Source organism: Lyngbya sp. CCAP 1446/10 (assembly GCF_026130175.1).
GTDB lineage: Bacteria > Cyanobacteriota > Cyanobacteriia > Cyanobacteriales > Microcoleaceae > Microcoleus.
The window spans coordinates 1-18,644 of sequence record NZ_JAIGNI010000023.1; the positions used below are offsets into that span (position 1 = coordinate 1).

15 protein-coding genes are annotated in these 18,644 nt (G+C 45.4%); 9 read left to right on the forward strand and 6 right to left on the reverse strand.

The annotated features are described in order from the left end of the window. Window positions 1-136 precede the first annotated feature (136 nt). From K4039_RS11815 to hppD, 5 genes are all read left to right on the forward strand, one after another. Window positions 137-538 carry a hypothetical protein gene (locus K4039_RS11815; RefSeq protein ID WP_265235384.1) on the forward strand — a complete coding sequence of 134 codons (402 nt, stop codon included), beginning with the start codon at window positions 137-139 and terminating at the stop codon, window positions 536-538. Between the two features lie 161 nt (window positions 539-699). Further along, window positions 700-1,974, forward strand: coding sequence for an APC family permease (locus K4039_RS11820; protein WP_265235385.1), 1,275 nt, complete (start codon window positions 700-702; stop codon window positions 1,972-1,974). A gap of 42 nt (window positions 1,975-2,016) precedes the next feature. Then, on the forward strand, window positions 2,017-3,426 hold the full coding sequence (locus K4039_RS11825) for an NYN domain-containing protein (protein ID WP_265235386.1): 1,410 nt from the start codon (window positions 2,017-2,019) through the stop codon (window positions 3,424-3,426). Between the two features lie 425 nt (window positions 3,427-3,851). Continuing rightward, window positions 3,852-4,559, forward strand: coding sequence for an SDR family oxidoreductase (locus K4039_RS11830; RefSeq protein ID WP_265235387.1), 708 nt, complete (start codon window positions 3,852-3,854; stop codon window positions 4,557-4,559). Between the two features lie 310 nt (window positions 4,560-4,869). Further along, window positions 4,870-5,928 carry a 4-hydroxyphenylpyruvate dioxygenase gene (gene hppD / locus K4039_RS11835; RefSeq protein ID WP_265235388.1) on the forward strand — a complete coding sequence of 353 codons (1,059 nt, stop codon included), beginning with the start codon at window positions 4,870-4,872 and terminating at the stop codon, window positions 5,926-5,928. A 20-nt stretch (window positions 5,929-5,948) separates the two neighbouring features. Here the strand turns inward: hppD and K4039_RS11840 are convergent, their stop codons facing one another. Further along, complete coding sequence (locus K4039_RS11840; RefSeq protein ID WP_265235389.1) at window positions 5,949-6,482, reverse strand: GNAT family N-acetyltransferase; 534 nt, start codon at window positions 6,480-6,482, stop codon at window positions 5,949-5,951. Next, on the reverse strand, window positions 6,463-8,526 hold the full coding sequence (locus K4039_RS11845) for a diguanylate cyclase (RefSeq protein ID WP_265235390.1): 2,064 nt from the start codon (window positions 8,524-8,526) through the stop codon (window positions 6,463-6,465). The genes K4039_RS11840 and K4039_RS11845 overlap by 20 nt, the downstream gene beginning before the upstream one ends. Window positions 8,527-9,091: 565 nt before the next feature. On the opposite strand from K4039_RS11845, the gene K4039_RS11850 reads away from it, so the two are divergent. Then, the gene (locus K4039_RS11850) at window positions 9,092-9,775 is read left to right on the forward strand and encodes an HAD family hydrolase (protein WP_265235391.1); all 684 of its coding nucleotides are present in this window, start codon (window positions 9,092-9,094) and stop codon (window positions 9,773-9,775) included. Between the two features lie 234 nt (window positions 9,776-10,009). Here K4039_RS11850 and K4039_RS11855 read toward each other — a convergent pair whose 3' ends face one another. After that, a complete protein-coding gene (locus K4039_RS11855) occupies window positions 10,010-10,621 on the reverse strand; it encodes a CPP1-like family protein (protein ID WP_265235392.1) in 612 nt (203 codons plus the stop codon). 181 nt (window positions 10,622-10,802) lie between these two features. Further along, window positions 10,803-11,684, reverse strand: a complete 882-nt coding sequence (pgeF, locus tag K4039_RS11860) for a peptidoglycan editing factor PgeF (protein ID WP_265235393.1) — start codon at window positions 11,682-11,684, stop codon at window positions 10,803-10,805. Between the two features lie 682 nt (window positions 11,685-12,366). Here pgeF and K4039_RS29810 point away from each other — a divergent pair. Further along, complete coding sequence (locus K4039_RS29810; protein ID WP_321161597.1) at window positions 12,367-14,106, forward strand: peptidoglycan DD-metalloendopeptidase family protein; 1,740 nt, start codon at window positions 12,367-12,369, stop codon at window positions 14,104-14,106. 75 nt (window positions 14,107-14,181) lie between these two features. Further along, the gene (locus tag K4039_RS11870) at window positions 14,182-16,584 is read left to right on the forward strand and encodes a hypothetical protein (protein ID WP_265235394.1); all 2,403 of its coding nucleotides are present in this window, start codon (window positions 14,182-14,184) and stop codon (window positions 16,582-16,584) included. Between the two features lie 75 nt (window positions 16,585-16,659). On the opposite strand, the gene K4039_RS11875 is transcribed toward K4039_RS11870, so the two are convergent. Further along, entirely contained in the window at window positions 16,660-16,806 is a 147-nt protein-coding gene (locus K4039_RS11875; protein ID WP_265235395.1) for a hypothetical protein, read from the reverse strand. Here K4039_RS11875 and K4039_RS11880 point away from each other — a divergent pair. Continuing rightward, window positions 16,798-17,688: a glycosyltransferase family 2 protein gene (locus K4039_RS11880; RefSeq protein ID WP_265235396.1), complete on the forward strand. Its 891-nt coding sequence runs from the start codon at window positions 16,798-16,800 to the stop codon at window positions 17,686-17,688. The two genes, K4039_RS11875 and K4039_RS11880, sit on opposite strands and share 9 nt — an antisense overlap. A 149-nt stretch (window positions 17,689-17,837) precedes the next feature. Here the strand turns inward: K4039_RS11880 and ribE are convergent, their stop codons facing one another. Beyond that, the gene (gene ribE / locus K4039_RS11885; RefSeq protein ID WP_265235397.1) at window positions 17,838-18,554 is read right to left on the reverse strand and encodes a riboflavin synthase; all 717 of its coding nucleotides are present in this window, start codon (window positions 18,552-18,554) and stop codon (window positions 17,838-17,840) included. Between the last annotated feature and the right edge of the window lie 90 nt (window positions 18,555-18,644).

The window sequence follows — 18,644 nt, forward strand, 5'->3', positions numbered from 1 at the left end:
ATCAAAATTTAGCGGTCAAGCAGTAAATGCGTGATTTTTGTGGCTGAATTAAGATATTTGTAGAATCAAATAAGTTATACACTGTCGAAAAATTAAGATTTACCGCAACTTATTGAGCGGATACGAATTGACTTCTATGAATTCTACCAATTTAGGAGTATTTTCGTCACTCCAAAACGAAATTAATGCGACAGAAGAAGCCGCAAATCCTCTTCCCGTCGATCAAAATATTGAAAATCAGAATTTTCCAGAAACTTTACCTTATAATTCAATTGCTATTGATTCGCTTGACACCTTAGAAAAGATACTTTTAGAGATGATTGAAGCGGCGACATTTGAGTCTAAAGAGGATGCTATTTCTGTAACCAAGCTTAAAAAAATATTTTTCAAGAAATATCAATGTCACGCCGATGTAATTGTAAAACATTTTTTGGCTAATTCCAGTTTGATAAAATTTTTGCAATCGCGACATTCGGTTTTTCAACTGACATTAAATGGCAGCGAGCATCAAGTGGCTATCGCTCAAAAAGTCGATTAAATCGAAAACTCAAAAACTTTTTCGCTCACGAAGTCGAAGAATCCAAAATCTAAAATCGACTAAATTCTGGAGGTTTACCTTTACATCTGAATAAGAATTTTCCGAGTGCCGTGCGTCCGCGACGGCCAGGTATAATTCCGATTACTGCAAACCATTTTTATATGTCTTCCCCACTTTTAAAGCGAGAATTGGGTGTTTTTGGCGCAACTCTCATGGGCCTGGGCTCGATTGTGGGCACGGGAGTATTTGTGAGTATCGGAATTGCGGCGGAAATTGCGGGGCCGGGAGTGATTTTGGCTGTAGGTATCGCTGCTTTGGTTGCTGTTTGTAACGAGCTCAATAGCGCTCAATTGGCGGCGAGTCACCCTGTTAGCGGCGGTACCTATGAATATGGTTATAAATATCTCAATTCTTGGCTGGGTTTTACCGCCGGCTGGATGTTTTTGTTGGCGAAAACGGCTTCGGCTGCTACTGCTGCTTTGGGTTTTGCGGGGTATTTTTTAAATGCAGTTGGTGTTGCCGATCGCACTTACCTAATCCTAACAGCATTAATCGCCCTCGCCGTCCTAACTTTAATTGTCTTGACCGGAATCAGGCGATCGAATATTGCCAATACAGCCACAGTCTCAGTTACACTCTTATCTCTGGCTGTCTTTATCGCTGCGGGTTTGCCAGAGGTAAGGTGGGAAAAAATGTCCGCGCTAGAGAATGATAGCTCGATCAGCTCCATCCTCCACGCCACCGCCCTAATGTTTGTCGCCTACACCGGTTACGGCCGCATCGCCACAATGAGCGAAGAAGTGCGGGAACCTAGGAAAACCATTCCCAAAGCCATAATTTTTACTTTGGTGCTGACAATGCTGCTTTACGTGGCGGTAGCAATAGTTGTCGCAGGTGGGGGAGGAGCAGATAAATTGTCCTTGCAAACAGGCGCTGCGGCTGCACCCTTGGAAGTCATCGCCCGCAGTTTTCCAATTCCCGGAGTTTCGCAACTGCTAGCCGTCGGCGCAATTACCGCCATGCTGGGAGTCTTGCTGAACTTAATTTTAGGGCTGTCGCGCGTCTGGCTGGCGATGGGGCGGCGCTTGGATGTGCCGAGAGTCTTGGCGCGGCTGAATCCTGCGGGGACAACGCCCTATGTGGCTGTGATATTTGTCGAAATTACGATCGCACTTTTAATTTTAGTCGGCGATGTCAAAACCACTTGGTCTTTCAGCGCTTTTAGCGTTCTCATATATTACGCCATCACCAACCTCGCAGCGCTGCAACTTTCCCCCGCCGAAAGGCTTTACCCGCAGTGGCTGGCTTGGGTTGGATTGGCTGCGTGTCTGTTTCTGGCTTTCTGGGTGGAGAGGGAAATTTGGCTGACAGGGTTGGCGTTAATTGCTGCCGGTTGGATTTGGCGGGCGATCGTTCGGCGACCGACAAGAAACTAACATTATGATAGATTGAGACACCATCCCGCATTGTAGAGGGCCATGCCCGATCGAACTTCCTTCCTAGCCACTCAAGAATCAGTCGCATTCAGCGCCATCAGTCGCTATATCGCTCAAACACTAATTGCCATTCAGGAAAAGCATCCCGAATGGATAGCTGAAAAATACAGGAAAACCCCCTGGGCCAAACCTGATTTTCAGTCCGTTTTGATTGAAAAATTGACCAAAAGTTTCAAAGTAGCCAGCGATACAAATTCCCTGCTGCTGACTGCGAAAAAATATCTCCAAATTCTGCTGATTCCAGAATTCATTAATTCATCTCAATTCAGCAAATTATTTGCCAAAATTCAGCAGCTAGCCGAATCCCAAATAGCACCAGCTAAATCACCAAACTCAGATTCCCCAAAACCTCCAACTCCCACCGCCTATCAAACAAATTCGCTTCCTATCGGCATTGCCATCTTGCTGCTAGATGTCGAAAACTTGCAACTCACCATCGAAACCGAAAAATTTCTAGAAGGAATTTGCCACTATCCCATCCAAATCAAAGTAGCCTTTGCCAACTGGCGCAGCATGGGCAAAAAAGATGCCGAATTTCACCAGCGCGGCTATCAACTGATTCACGTGCCCCCCGGCAAAGACAGCGCCGACTTAAAAATGGCAACAGTAGGCGCATCAATTTTCGTACATTATCCCACAGCCAAAGAGATTTTTGTCTGTTCGTCCGATCGCGCCCTCACCCACCTCAGCAACACACTGCAAGCCCACGGACTAACCGTATTTCAAGTCCGCAAGCAAACAGATAAAATCATAGTTTTAAACAGCAAAACCGGACAAGTGGAAACCCATTCTCTCGTAACCATACCGGAAATTACACCCGTAGAACAATTAGTTATTCAGCTAAAAGAATTAATCAAAAAAGAGCAACAACGCACTTCAGCTCAGTGGATAAAACTTTCTACAATTTCAGCTTTGTTTAGACAAAATCATGGTTTAGTCCTCAATGAAGTTGTTGCCCATCATTTACTCGGCAGTAAAACCAAGGATATTTTTCTCAAATATCCAACCGATTTTGTCGTCCACAAACCCTCAGAAATTTCTCAAACTTATGTCACTCTTTTTGAAGTCAAATTGTCACCCCCACCCCCAATACTCAATAAAGAAAATCTCAATCACAACGAAGAACCACCAGCCAGATTGACAGATATTAATTCCTTGGAAGACTTAGAAAAAGCTCTGGTCAAAATAGTTAGCGACTTGACCGACAACTCTCCTCACAATTCTGTATTCCTCTCCAATGTAGGCAGCGAATTTCACAAACAATACGGCAAACAAATTACCCAAATAATTAAAGAGTTTAATATCGGTAGAAAATTTCCTAAATTTTTACAATCCTGCACGTCTCTCCAGCTAAATAAAGCCGAAAAAGGCTGGCAAGTTTCCCTGAATTAATCAAACAGTAATAGACATCTTGCAAAAATAGCTAGGACGGGCAAGATGCCCATTCCAAAAATTTTTTTTCTTGTGGAATGGGCATCTTGCCCATTCCAAAATTTGATTAAAAGGACTTTTGCAAGAGGTCTAATTAGGAAATGGATCATGGTAATCGGTAATCGGTGATAGGATGGCGATTACCTCACGAAAGTTGAGAACCGCTGTAATTCCCAATTCCCAATAGACAAGATTGCACTCGTTCCCAAATTATCTTGAAATTATCTGCGTTTATCTGCCTATAATCTGCGGTTTTCGTATTAATCAAATATTTATACAATCTTGTTTAATGACCAATGCCCTATTCCCCATGCCCTATGCCCCATGCCCCATGCCCCATAACTTGAGTTATCATACAATCGGGACGTAAAGAAATGTAAAGCGATATGCAGGACAAAGTTGTAGTTGTAGTGGGTGCGACAGGCGGCATCGGTTCAGCGGTAGCCCGCAAACTCGCTGATGCAGGTGCGACGCTAGTGCTCGCCGCCAGAGATAGCAGTAAATTAGACGCTTTAGCTAGCGAACTTTCGGCAACAGAGGTACTGTGCGTACCGACAGATATCACCCATTTGCAGCAAGTCGAGACGCTGATGCAGACAACTGTCGAACATTTCGGACAAATTGATGCCCTCGTAAACGCCGCTGGTGCCGGAATTCTCAAGCAGTGGAACAAGTTAGAACCCGCTGATTTAGATGCGATGCTTGACTTGAACTTGAAAGGCAGTTTTTACACATCTCAAGCAGCCGCAAATGTGATGAAAGACCGCAAATCCGGCCACATCTGCAATGTCATCGGGATTTTAGGCAAGCATTCGATGGCGATGGGAACCGCTTATTGTGCTTCAAAGTTTGGGGTAGTTGGTTTCAGCAAGTGCATGGCAGATGAGCTGCGCCGCTACGGCGTTAAATTTACACTATTCTATTTTGGTGGAGTCGATTCTCCGTTTTGGGATAATGTGAGTCTGAAGGTAGACCGCTCAAAAATGCTGAGTACCGAAACTGCTGCAAATGCAATTATGTTTGCTCTTGCTTCTGACCCGCAAGCTGTACCATTAGAAATTAATATTCAGCCCGAAAGTCATTTGTTCTTTTAGTAGTTTGTGGGGTGCTCTTCGGCGCACCGATTGAGTCTCTACTAAGTAGCACGTCAACCATTTTTTGCGCCCAGGACTGTTGCCGAAGGCCTCACCACCAAATTCAAGTCATCCCAGACACCGCGTTTCTTTTAAGTGCCGATGTATTTCTACCTTCAGAGGGAGCTAAGATATTCAATTTTTGGGTTATTATTAAGCGATTACACGAAAAACTAATGAAAAATCTCCATTCCTCAGTCTCTCCCTTGCAGTTGAGTCCTGAAAATCAGCCGATTTTCCATTTTTCACTTTCCATTTTCAACTATTGATTATGGAATTCGATCGCATTCTGTTTTACGTTGAAAATGCTAAAGTATCCCGCGACTGGTTTGTCAGCCACTTAGGCTTTCAATTAATAGCAGGTTCTTCCAACAGCCACACTCGCACTGAAGCTGTCAGCAGCGGCAATGTCTGTTTTGTTTTATCTTCGCCCCTGACACCCGCTAGTCCCGCTGCTAGTTGGTTGAAGTTTCATCCTCCCGGCATTGCCGATGTCGGCTTTCGGGTAAAAAATATCGAATTAGCAGTAGCTAGAGCGCAGGTGGCAGGCGCTCAAATTCTGGAACCGATTCAAAAAGACATCACAGCAACGGGCCGTTTTAAGCGGGCAAAAATCTCTGGTTGGGGAGATTTAAGCCACACGCTGGTTGAGCGAGTTGGAGAAAATTTAGTGCTAGCTTCTGGTAAGCTGCCGCTGTTTACTTCGATCGATCATGTAGTGTTAAATGTTGAAGTGGGCGATTTGTCAAGTGCTGTTAGTTGGTATCAAAAAATATTAGGTTTTGATCCTCAGCAAAATTTTGACATTCAGACTGAGAAGTCGGCTTTACGCAGTCAAGTTATGGTGCACGCTGAAGGTGGGGTGCAATTCCCGATTAATGAACCGGCATCGGCTAATTCTCAAATTCAAGAGTTTTTGAGTGCAAATCGAGGGCCGGGAATTCAGCACATGGCTTTGCAAACTGCTGATATTGTAGGTGTTGTTACCGATTTGCGATCGCGCGGTTTGCCTTTTCTGCCAGTTCCTTCAACATATTACTCCGAATTGCAACAGCGGCAAAACTATTTGCCCGCAGATTGGCAAGCAATCGCAGCTTCTGAAGTTTTGGCAGATTGGCAAGAAGATACTCCCGCTGCGATGCTGCTGCAAATCTTTACCCAGCCAATTTTTGCAGAACCGACTTTCTTTGTCGAGATTATTGAACGCCGAGTTAGTTTAGTTAATGGTAAACAGGTGCAAGCTGGAGGTTTTGGGGCTGGGAATTTTCGGGCTTTGTTTGAGGCAATTGAACGGGAACAAATGAAGAGGGGAAGTTTGATCGATGATTGATAAAACTTCCAATTTTGAGCTTAAGCAGGCGTGTTTATCAGCACTGTGATATCCATCCACCCGTAAGCAATTTCCTTGAGTATAACTCCGGCTCTGCTTGTCTGTTCTTCGTCCACTTTTTCACCTCCCAAAAATTCATAAAACTTCCAGGCGGAATTGTCTCCCAGTACCCAAACCAGCATCGAATTCAAATTTAATTCTGCCAATTTTGTGGCAACTTTTCTCACAAGTTGCTGTCCGATTCCCTGACGCTGATATTCCTCCAATATATAGATGGCAAATAATTCTCCTTGATAAGCATATTTGCCAGTACGCTCGCAACCGCCCGCAGCAAAACCCACAATTTGTCCTGATCTATTCTCAGCAACGCAGACAAAATCCCCAGTATTTTTGACGTTTGCCAGGATTTCTTGCCAATTGCTTTCTCGTTTTTGATATGACAGTTGCGCGAGGTAATCTGGCGGTACAATTTTTCGGTAAGCTGTCCGCCAAGTGTCTAAATTAACCCGTGCAATGGCAGGTGCGTCAGCGATTTTAGCTTCTCTCACAATCATCAGAAAATACTCCTTTCCTGCTCTGAAATTCTCTTTTCGAGTCTAGGTAAACAAATATACGATCGCGCCCTTCTAGTTTAGCTTGATAGAGCGATCGATCTGCCTCCCCAATCAACCACTCCACAGATAGTTCAGCAGCGGGTACAGCAGTAACTAGACCCATACTCGCCGTCACGGACTCACTTACCTTTGAAGCTTCGTGGGGAATTGCCATATCATTCAAATCCCTGCGAATTAATTCAGCTACCCGCAGCGTTCCCCTGGCATCAGTCCCGGACAAAATTACCGCAAATTCTTCGCCACCGTAGCGGGCTGCTAAATCGCCTCCCCGGTGAGCATTTTTGTCTAAAATTTCAGCCACTTTTTTGAGACATTCGTCGCCTTTTTGATGCCCGTAGCGATCGTTGTAAAGTTTAAAAAAATCGATATCTAGTAAAATCAAAGATACTGGTTCTTTCTCTATACCCATCCGCTGCCATTCCGATTGCAATTTTTTGTCAAAACAACGACGGTTAGCAATCTGAGTCAAACCGTCCACAGATGCCAGTCTGTGCAATTCCTGGTTAGCAGCTTCTAACTCTAATTTTGTCTGTTCTAAAGCTAAATTTTGCTGAGCTAATTTTTCACTTTGCTGTTTTTCCTGTTCGTACAAAAACCGGATGGAAGCTTCAGCTTCTTGCAATTCTTTCTCCGCATATTTGCGCTTGACAAACTGCCCTAATTGAGAACCCACCGCGGCCATCATCTGAAGCAAGTCTTCATCCGACGGCTGTTTTTCCCGGCAGAAAAAAGTCATTACCCCCACAACTTGACCGCTAGCGCGAATTGGGAAACCGAAGGCCGATCGCAATCCTGCTTTAGCTGCTAAGTGCGATCGCATAAAATTGCGATCTTTAAGCAGATCCGTAATCCACTGCGGATAACCGGTGTTCCAAACTATTCCCGGCAAACCCGCACCAGGCTCTAGAGTAATCTGCTGGCAATTTTCCACAAACTCTCCTACTTCACTCCCCCTGCGCCAAACTCCCACTCGCAGCAAAATAGGGATATCTTCAACGTTACTATCTGGTGCAGCAAACAAAAATGGTACTTGCTCGTGCGTATTTTCCGCATCAGACTTAGTATGTTTTTCATCCACAGGCGTCCAAAGTTCGCCGATATCCCACCCCAAACTTTCACAAATAGCTTGCATAATTTTCGGAGTGGCGCTCTCTAAAGAACCAGATTCTGACATGATGCGAGCTACCGCATACTGTGCTGCTTGACGCTTTTTTGTCCGCTGTTCCTCGGTGATATCCCTGCCCACATAGACAAAATCTTGTATGGTGGTTTTGTTGTCTGAGTGCTGGCTTTCTATGCTGGTCTCGATCGTAGAGCAGGAAAATGCAACTGTCAGCTTTGAACCTTTTTTAGTTGTACAAGCTACTTTTACTTGATGCCAAGATTCATTTTTAAGTTCAGGAAGTAGCTGGCTAACTTGACGCAATAATTCCTCGTCAGCCGTAATCATCGAGATGGGTTTACCGATTAATTCTGATTGGGTATATCCAAATAATAATTCGGTGGATTTATTCACTTTTTTGATTTTTCCCGCTTCCGTTGTCACCAATAAAATATCATTGATAGAGTTAACAATTTTGTCAATATAATCGCGAGCGCTCACCAAGGAATTAACTTTAATACTGTTTTCGTTTGCTGCCTGAACCATACTTTGCTGAAGCGCAGCAGTGTCTGTTACGTCTTCCCATAAAACAATCAATCTCTCAGGTTTCAGGTGATTTTTCTGAGCAAACAAATATAAATCTAGATACAAATAAGAGCCATTAGTTAAAATTTTTGTTACTGATTTTAATTGAAAAATTGGCTGTCGTTGTTCAAGAATATCGTCTAGCACTTCTTCGATTCCGATCAGTTCGGGAAAACTATCGCGCAAATCTTTTCCTTTTTCGACCCCATCAGGAATGTCGGCCAACTCTTGCACGTTTAAGGATGTTTCTAGAATTTTAAGTTGTCGATCAACTGCGAGGTATTCAATGCGACGCAAGGACAACAGTTTGTCAAGCAGATTATTAATATTTTGGGAACCAATCTGTAAACTTAATTTTGGGAGCCTTTCGCTATTGTAGATCATCACACTTAATGGTTGGGAGATAAAGTTAGTTGTTGTTTGGCTGCTATTTGTCAGGAAAGTTTTGATATTGGTGGATGCCAGTAACTATTCGGGCTGGCTAATTGATCGACACAATAAATTTTGGATTCTCCAAGCAGTTTTTTTGTATTTTAGAAATGTAACAATATTAATTAAACCCACTTTTTTTGTGAGCAAGCTTAGTAAAAATCAGCCTCGATTGAGGTTTTGATTTATTAACAATACGTAGCGGTTAGCCGTATTTATGCAACATATCTTAAATTGTAGATTCCCTGATATTTGTTACAACCGCTACAGTTGGTGATTGGCACAGTTGAATTAAACTGTTGCCTTTAATTAGCAACATTCCTATAGACCTTACCTCCCCTGGGTATTTGTGTCAATTTTTGTAAAGGAGCTGTGACCTTGAAGTGATATAATCTGTAACAATTTGTATAAAATCTTAAAAATATTCTGCTCAATGCTGAGACTTATTACCGACTTTGATGGCCCGATCATGGATGTGTCCGATCGCTATTACCGAGTTTATCAGCAGTGTCTGGCCGAGACTCAGCGTGAGGGCCAAGCAGTGCACGAACTCCCGAAAGCCGAGTTTTGGAACATGAAGCGGGCGCGGGTTCCCGAAAGCGAAATCGGCATCCTCTCAGGATTAGATGCAGCCCAAGCCGTCGAATTTGCCCAGAAACGCCGTCAAACTGTCCACACGTTGCCGTTCCTGATGTACGATCGACCAGTTCCCAGCGCCGTGGAAACGCTCGAAAAGGTGCAGCGCGCTGGAGTAGACTTAGCGGTGATGACCATGCGCCGCGTCAGGGAACTAGACGAAGCTTTTAACCGCTGCAATTTAGGGCATTTTTTCCCAGAAAACCGCCGCTATTGCCTTCCTAACGATTACGTCAAAACTGGGGATGTTAAAGATAAGCCGCTGCTGATGGCAAGAGCTCTGGCTGAACTGCCGCCGGTTTCTGAGCTTTGGATGGTGGGGGATACTGAGGCGGATATCATCGCGGCAAAAACCCACGGTGTCAAGGTAATTGGTGTGTTGTGCGGAATTCGCGATCGCACTCAACTAGAAATGTACCAACCGGATTTAATTGCTAATAATTTGAGTGAAGCAGTTGAGATTATTTTAGATAGTCATTAGTCAGTTGTCAGTTGTCAGTTGTCAACAGTCATCAATCATTAGTAAACAGTCATTAGTTATTGGTAATTGTTAATTGGTAATTGGTAATTGGTAATTGGTAATTGGTAATTGGTAATTGGTAACAATCAACTAACTACTAACACCTGAAAACTACGAACCAACCAATAACAATTAATCAATAACAATAATTAACCACTGCCAACTGTCAACTGTCAACTGTCAACTGACAACTGACTATCGCAGAAAACCGCTGACCAGCCACAGAATTAAAAACGTAAACAAAGCAATAAGTTTCTCTGTTGAGATAAATGCCGTACTGAGCAAAGGGCCCAAAAGGCCTCCCAGCACCAAGCCTATAACCAAGCCAGCCACAGTTAGTAGCACAGCCCGACCAAATTTTTGTTCCTTGCGATTAACAAAATAAAGACAAGAGCCGACCCCAAGAGCCAGAGTCAACTGTAGTAAAGAATCATTAGCCGCCGGATAAATACTTAGTCCGCCCAACCCCGCATAAACTCCAGCCGGCCACAAAATATCCGATCGACTAGGAGTATCGATTAGCCGCTGCAACCAAGCTGGGCTGCCCGACGGAGCAGACGGAGTAAAGCTGGCGGGTGGGGGAGTCAAACGCTCAGGAAAGCGGATGCGTTCGGGCACTTTAATTTTCCCTTCTTGTCGCTGACGGAGGCGATCCATGAGGATCGCGTCGTAAGCAATTTCGATCGATTCCAAACGTTTCTTGTCGCCGCTGTGCTGCTCGGCTAGACGGGTGCGGGCCTCTTGCACTTCATCAAAGGAAGCATCTTCATCGACTTCAAGCAGTTGATAGGGAGTTTGCTCACTCATAAAACTTTTTGGTATGCGGAAAACTCAGCGTCTTTAGACCTGAGAGGGCTGCAACGAAACGAAGCTAGAAGGTAGAAGGCATTCGGCATTCCGAAATAAAAATTTGTCAATCCAAAGATTTTTATTTAGATTGTTATTTTTAGAACAGGCTATCTAAAATTTTACCTTGTGCCGAATGCCTTTAGCAGGAACTTGTGTTAGAGTCGCTGACAATTCCCGACCACTGGATTTTTTTTAGTCGATCGCGGCGGTAGGAAAAAAAGCGAGCCGAGTCAGAATAAGTACAGAAAGGAGCGATCGCCACTTGAGAAGAATTAATTCCCAACTGCTGCAATTGCAGAGCATTGCAGAGACGAACATCCAACCGTACTTTTCCCGGTTCTGGATCGGTCAACACAGGCGATTCGGGTAGTTGGTGTAAAAAATCCAGAATGCCGTCGGCTGTTGCACTAACAGCACTCTTAGGAGCAATCGTGGCTCCCAATTGGGCTGCCACTTCCACAGATACCTGGTAAACCTCTCCAGCGATCGCCGGCCCCAGAGCAATCTTCAGATTTTCTAGTTGACTGCCGACGGCCAAAAGTTGAGCGATCGCCTCTGGTAATATCTTAGCAGCAGTCCCGCGCCAACCAGCGTGAACGGCGGCAGCGAGTCCCGTGCCGCTGTCAGCAATCAGCACCGGTACGCAGTCAGCCGAGCAAACCCACACCGCCTCAAAATCTCGCGAAGCTACCAAACCATCAGCCTCAGCATAGGTTGGGGTAGCATTTTCTGCGTCTAGAGCCACAACCGGGGGTAATTGATCTGTTTGGAGTACCACATTGCCATGTACCTGTTGGAGACGGTAAACCGGAGAGCCTGGTGCGAGAACTTCCGTGAGATCGATCGGGCCGCGCGGCGAGAAATCACGAGTAAAAAAGCCGTGAGACCACCGATCGAGCAAGCTGCAAGTCAGATAGGGCAAGCCTTCGGCACTCTGCTGCCACTGCCAACTGATACCGTCAGGTTGTCCGGTACATTCAGAGTCAGGAAAATTTGTCAAGCGATCGCCAGCTACACTCATGAAACTTATCCTTCCCCAAGCACATCAATTAGCTTGTATTCTAAACAATCAACAATTTTGGCGACTAATGTTTAAATGGGCGATCGGCTTAAATCAAAAAATCGGGATGACTCGGCGACCATTCATGTCAATTTAAGGTCAAATGTACTCAGAGAATGCTGTTTACCGTCTCTTGCCAGATCTGCCTGACAGGTGTAGATTTTGTCCTGGCAAAACCGAGCAAACCTAGACAGTACAAAGATTTTAGACTTTTAGCCCTGAAAATTTCAAACTTTTATGGGATCAGACTTTTACCAAAAAACCGAGATCTGGCAAGAGACGGTAAACGAGATTTTTCAATGGTTTCAGGCTTAAGTTGACACTAATGATGATCGGCGGCTAACTGCGCCGAAATTTTGGATAACCGAGAAATATAGGCAACTAATGCACACACGCGAACGCCAAAGCGTTATTATCATTGTGGCCGTCACAGACGAGTTGGCAGTAAAATCGGGATCAAAAAAACCAGGGCATCGATCGCGAATCGACACAGTGGCATTCTGTACTTGTTCTACTCGCGAAAAAAAAATTGCCTCAAGCCCGGTAAAATCAATTAGGTCTGTATTAAATAAAAGGATTGCAATAGATTCGATCCTGACCTTGATCTCCTTGCGCCCCCCTGTAGAGTTGGGAAAAAAAAATCGTGAAACCAGTTCCAGACAAGCAAATAACAGCCAATTTGAACACCAAACAGCAAAAAAAGAACCCTACAAGCGCCCGGACTCGATCGCGCCTTTTGTCCGAACGCTCACTGCTGGTGGGACTAGGTTGCCTTGCCAGTCTGGGACTGCTCAGCAAAGGCATAGTTTGGGCCCAAAGCGAAACTCCACCAGCAGAACAAGCCCTCCCCGGCGCAGCAGAACTTCAGCCACTATTTGAAGCACCTCTGGCGCCCCCGGAACCCTCAGCCCAAGAACAGCGAGAACCAGATCCTGAACCCCAGGCAGAAGTTCCAGCCCGATCGCCAGATTACGTCACCGAACAACCTCCGGCCCAATTTTACCTACCGGAGCCCGCGCTGATTCCCCTACCAGAAGCGACGGCCCAAGAACCTCCTTTTGAAGCGCCAGTTAACCCAGAAGCACGCGCTGCCGACCAAACCGACTACAGCGTTGGCGCTGAAAGTGGCTACGAAGCGCCGACAACCATCGAGTTTGCAGAACGATCACGATCGACCGGCTGCCAAGAAGTTGGCGGTGGGTGCGGGCCTGCTGCTGTTTCCGAACCCGTGACAGCAGAAGCAGCCCCTCCCAGCTACAGCCCAGAAACTCCGATCGCTGGAGAACCCAGCTACAGCCCGCAAACTCCCCGCGCAGGTGGCGCTTATATTGCAACCCCACCTCCTCGAAATCTGCCACAAAGCCTTCCCGGAACTGTTCCGAACCTTCCGGGCAATATTCGGGGAACTGTCGCCGGAAACAATAGCGGAAATCCTGTCGGTAAAGTAGGTCAAGCCGTTGAATACATAGGCAACAAGCTTTGGGGGCAGGAAAACCAGTCGGAATCTGCTTACACACCTCCGCGCTACTCGGCAGACAACGGATACCCCGCCAACCCCGGATACTCCGTTAACACGGCAGCCTACGCCGCTGCCCCCCCCGAACCCAGCATGGGACTCGGCCCGGTGCAAGTCGGTGCGATTAGTGTCAGCAGCAGCAGCAATACAGGTTTTGCTTACTACAATCTCACCCCGCGTCCTTTAGGTAAACCCGGAAATGGCAACACTAGCCTGATGTTTCCCCTATCGATTGCTGCGGAAATTACTTCGCCCTTTGGGTGGCGGACTCATCCAGTTAGTGGCTACGGTAGGTTTCACACCGGCACAGACTTGGGTGCCGAGATGGGAACGCCCGTACTCGCAGCTTATGCCGGTCAAGTGGCGATCGCCGATTGGTTAGGTGGCTACGGTTTAACAGTGGTTCTCAACCACAAAAAAGAGTCTCAGGAAACGCTCTACGGACACCTTTCGGAACTGTTTGTCAAGCCCGGAGAGTTTGTGAAACAGGGAGAAACTATCGGCCGCGTCGGTAGCACAGGAATGTCTACAGGGCCTCACCTCCACTTCGAGATTCGGCAAATGACCGATCAGGGTTGGGTGGCGATCGACCCCGGTGCTCAGCTAGAATTCGCTGTGGCAAGAATGATCGGCACATTGGAAACCGCCAAAATACCCCAAATGCCGAAATTCGTGGAAACACAAAGCGCTAAGGGACTCAAGGATTTGGAAAACGATATGCCCCAGCTTCCACCTCTGCCCCTGGGAATGGACATCGAAGTTCACAACCTCCAGCCGCCATTCCCGGAACTCTTAATAGCTGAAACTTCTGCGCCGAAGGATAAGGAAGCCTCCAAACCCAAAATTCAGAAGCAAGCTAGCAGGTAAAAATTGGGAATTGGCTAGATGAATTTTTTTTAGGGGGCGGGTTATTCGCCCACCCCGCAAGAAAATTTATGTTTTTTGGAACGGACTCGCGAGCCGACAAAAATTGGTAATTTGCAGCGTATGCTAATAGCGCAGTATTTGTGGGAATTAATTTTATTTCTGATTATTGTAGTCGGCCCGATTCCCCTAAGCTTATCTCTGGCCTTCGAGAATCAGAAGGAAAACAATAACTATTCATTTCCCCATTTTCTCCTCGTACTCCTGACGGGATGGAGTATTGCACAAGTTTGTATCGGTTTAATTTTAGGGAGTGTCGATCGCCTAAGTCTCGCTCAAGTCATTATAGCAGAAATGTTGATTTGTGCGATCGGCTCAATCCTGATTTCCGCCAAAAAAAGCCTAGATTTCGGCTCCTCGCGTTGGCAGATTCTCCAACTCAAGCAACCTCTCGGCAAATCCGAACTCCTGATTATCAGTGCCGCCGCTTTTGCAGGATTTGTGCTGTGGGAAACTCTCGCCACCAAGCCCACAACCAATTATGACTCATTGTGGTTTCATCTACCTGCGATCGCCCGATGGTATCAAACCCATTCACTTACATTATTAGATCCCGCTGGAAATTGGATTTTCGATCACGAACAAGCACGAATATATCCGTACAATTGGCACATTTTATCTGCTTTGTGTGTACTCCCATTCAGGGCAGACTTTCTCACAGCTTTTCCCAGCCTAATTGCCTGGGTACTTGAAGGAATTTCTGTCTATCTATTGAGCATAAAGTTTGGATCAAGCCGCATTAACGGCATGGCAGCAGCATCTTTAGTATTGACAGTACCGATGGTGCTCAACCAAGTTAATACCATTCACCCAGACTTACCGCTAGCTGCAATCTTTACAGTAGGTTTGTATCTAGGTTTATCCTATCATAGCAGCCGATCGCAATCCGAGTTATCCCTATTTTTGGCAACCGTAGGAATGCTAGCCGGAATTAAAATCACCGGATTAGTTTATACATTCTGCCTTTTAGGAGGATTAGGAATATTAGAAATTAAAAGATTCGCCGTTAATAAAAATTATACACTAACTAATTTTAGAATTCGCCACATCAAACCAGTCTTGCTGTGCGGCATACTTTGCTGCTTGTTTTTAGGAGGTTTTTGGTATGCAAGAAACTTGCTGCATATCAATTATCCTGTTAGTGATTCCCGCGAGATTAACATTCCCTTACAGCCTGTTCCCTCTGTTCCCTTACCGTCTCCCGTACCGCCTCCAAAACCTCCCGTAGCATCCCCAAAACCGACCATAACGCCGTCTCCAAAACCTCCCGTACAGCAGCCAATACCTACCATGCCTGCGCCCCCAGCTTCGCCACTTTTGAAGATTTGGCAAAGCACCTTAGCAGCTCAATTTAATCCCAGCAATATTTCCCACTGGCAAACACTCGGCTTGCAAATCCTCATTAGATTGCAACTGCCATTTCTGGCGATCGCACTTCAGGTATTAGCAGCACCTCTAGCCTTGATCAAACATAAAACTAGAATAATTAATCAAAATAATGTCATCTTAACCGTAGTTCTCGCCAGCACCGGAATTCTGTATCTTATTACACCTTACACCTCCGGGACGGCCGGAGAGTCGATCGGTCAACTCAGCCCTATACTAGGTTTTAATCTCAGATACGGCTTTCCCTTTTTAAGCTTACTAGGAATCGCAGCAGCAGCAACCGCAACTCTCTTGAAAACTCGCAAGCAAGTAATTGTAGCAATTGTTTTAATTAGCAGTATTTCCGGCATTGTTAGTAACACAATTTTTGACCTGATTAAAAATGCTTCTTTTACAGGAAACAGTATTGTTTGGGGAAGCGGATTGATCGATCAGTTTAAATCTAATATCGGGGAAGCCATCAATAATATAATAAAAATATTAGCTCCCAGTTTGCTATCTTTAGGAATATACCCATTAATTTATCTTGGATTCCTGCTGCTGGGTTGGATTATATTTAAGCAGAATCCCAGTTTAATCTGGTTAAAAAATCTACTCGCCAGCCTGAAAAAGTCGAGTTACATAATAATAATTTGCGCCTGTATAGCATTAATGGTAAGTGCTGGTTGGGTAGCGAGGGAAAAGCGAGATGTTGCTCGCGCCGAATTGTATCGTGGCATTTACGAGTATATTGATAAAAATACAGTACCAAATGAAAAAATCGGCTTCTTTTTGAGTTCCCGCAGTTACCTGTTTTACGGGAGAAATTTGGACAGACAAGTTTTATATGTGCCGTTTAGAGCCGATCGACTTCCGGCATGGATTGACAACCTACACAAAAATAAAATTACGATGGTGGCATTCGGCCCCCTGACTGAGATGGACGAATACACCAAACTAGCTTTATCTTGGCTGACAAGTCCCGAAGGCCCGCTGGAACCAGTTTTCGGCAAAGATTTTAATACTGAGTCGGTATTATATCGCTTAAAAAAATAAAATAGCATTTCTCCCTTCGTAGGGTGTGCACTGCGCAGCGGTTGAATTTGTATCCCACCGAAGATCACCAGTGAACTAAGTTATTGTAGGGTGTGTCAGGGCTGAATTTGGCGATCGCCTACTCAATAATTTCCCCCCTCGATCGCACCCTACAAACTCAAGCCTTCCTTCTTCCTTCTTCCTTCTTCCTTCTTCCTTCTTCCTTCTTCTATAATGAACCAAGCTAAAACTCTATTTTCAATAGTAGTTCCGACTTACAATCGCCCGGACAAATTAGCGCAGTGTCTTCAGTCTTTTGTGGAACTAGAATATCCGCGCGATCGGTTTCAAGTGATTGTCGTCAATGATAGCACCGAAATATCTGTAGAAACTACAATTTACCCTTTTCAAAGTCAACTAAATCTCATACTTCTGACACAACCAAACTCCGGCCCCGCAACGGCGCGAAATACTGGGGCTTTTGCAGCAGAGGGCAAATTTGTAGTGTTTACAGATGATGACTGTACTGTGGCGGCAGATTGGCTGCAAAATCTGGAAAAGCGATTTGGGGAAACACCAGATTGCTTAATCGGAGGTCGAACTGTTAACGCACTGCCGGATAACATCTATTCTACTGCCAGCCAGCAACTGATCGATTACCTTTACAGTTATTATAATGCGATCGCCGATCGCGCGCAATTTTTCACTTCTAACAATTTTGCCCTTTCTGCTGAGGCTTTCCAACAAATCGGCGGGTTTGACACGACTTTTTCGCTAGCGGCTGGAGAAGACCGGGAATTTTGCTTTCGCTGGCTCAATTTGGGAGGCCGCGCGGTCTACGCTCCCGAAGTTATAGTCTATCACTCCCACGCACTAACTCTGGGCAAATTTTGGCGGCAACAATTCAATTACGGTAGAGGTGCTTTTTTGTTTGGGGAAATTGTCTCGAAACACGGGGCGAAGGGGAAACGTCAACATCCGTCATTTTATCTAAATTTGCTAACTTATCCATTGTTTCACGGTTCGGGTATTCAAAGGCTATTAATTACAGGATTATTTTTAGTTTCTCAAGCGGGAATTGCTGCGGGATTGTTTTGGGAGAAAAATGTTTTTGTTGAGAAATAGAATTTAATTAATGAACCGCAGAGAGCGCAGAGAACGCAGAGAGAAAAGCCGAGTTAGTAGTTAGTAGGGTGGGTCAGCTTTGAGCCGTTAATCATTGATAAAATAATTCGTGGCTGACGCACCCTACAATTTCGCACGTACCTGAAAAATTACATAAATCCGTGTTCTACCAAAAAATCTGGGGTAATTGTTCCCAAACTGTTGATTGCAGGGCTTTCTTCCCAGGGTTCGGGATGGGATTTTGATCCGCTACGGAGAAATTTGGCTACGTATTTGCCGAGTATATCTGCTTCTAAGTTGACTAAACTTCCTGGTTGCAAATAGCTGAGGTTTGTCTCGGAAAAACTGTGCGGAATTACGGCAATTTCAAACCAATTTCCGTCATCATCGCAATCTGCTACGGTTAAGCTGATGCCGTTGACGGCGATGCTGCCTTTGGACACAATGTAGGGCGAGATTTGACGTTGCCATGCTGCATTGGCTGTTGGTGGGGCTGTAAACCGCATCTCCCAAGCGTTGGCGGTTTGGGTTGATGTTGCTAAAGTGCCGATCGCATCTACGTGTCCAGTTACAAAATGTCCGCCCAATTTGCTACCGGCGCGCAGGGAGGTTTCTAGGTTCACCCAAGCATCGGGGAATGAACCCAGAGTGCTGCGGCGCAGGGTTTCTGGGGAAGCGACGGCGACAAAACCCTTCGCGGGCAGAACTTCTACTACCGTCAAACAGATTCCATCGACGGCTACGCTATCGCCAATGGCTAAATCTTGTAAAATCTGGTAGGAGTTACTTGAGGTGCAGGAAATTTGGAAGTAGTCGTTGCCTAGCGACTTCAGCTTTCCGAGAGATTGAATTAGTCCTGTAAACATAGTTATTTTTTTGTAGTCGATCGCTTATTTACATCAAACCACAGACACAAAGCAGACGCAGGAGCTTTTACCGTCCCGCTGTCCCTGTAT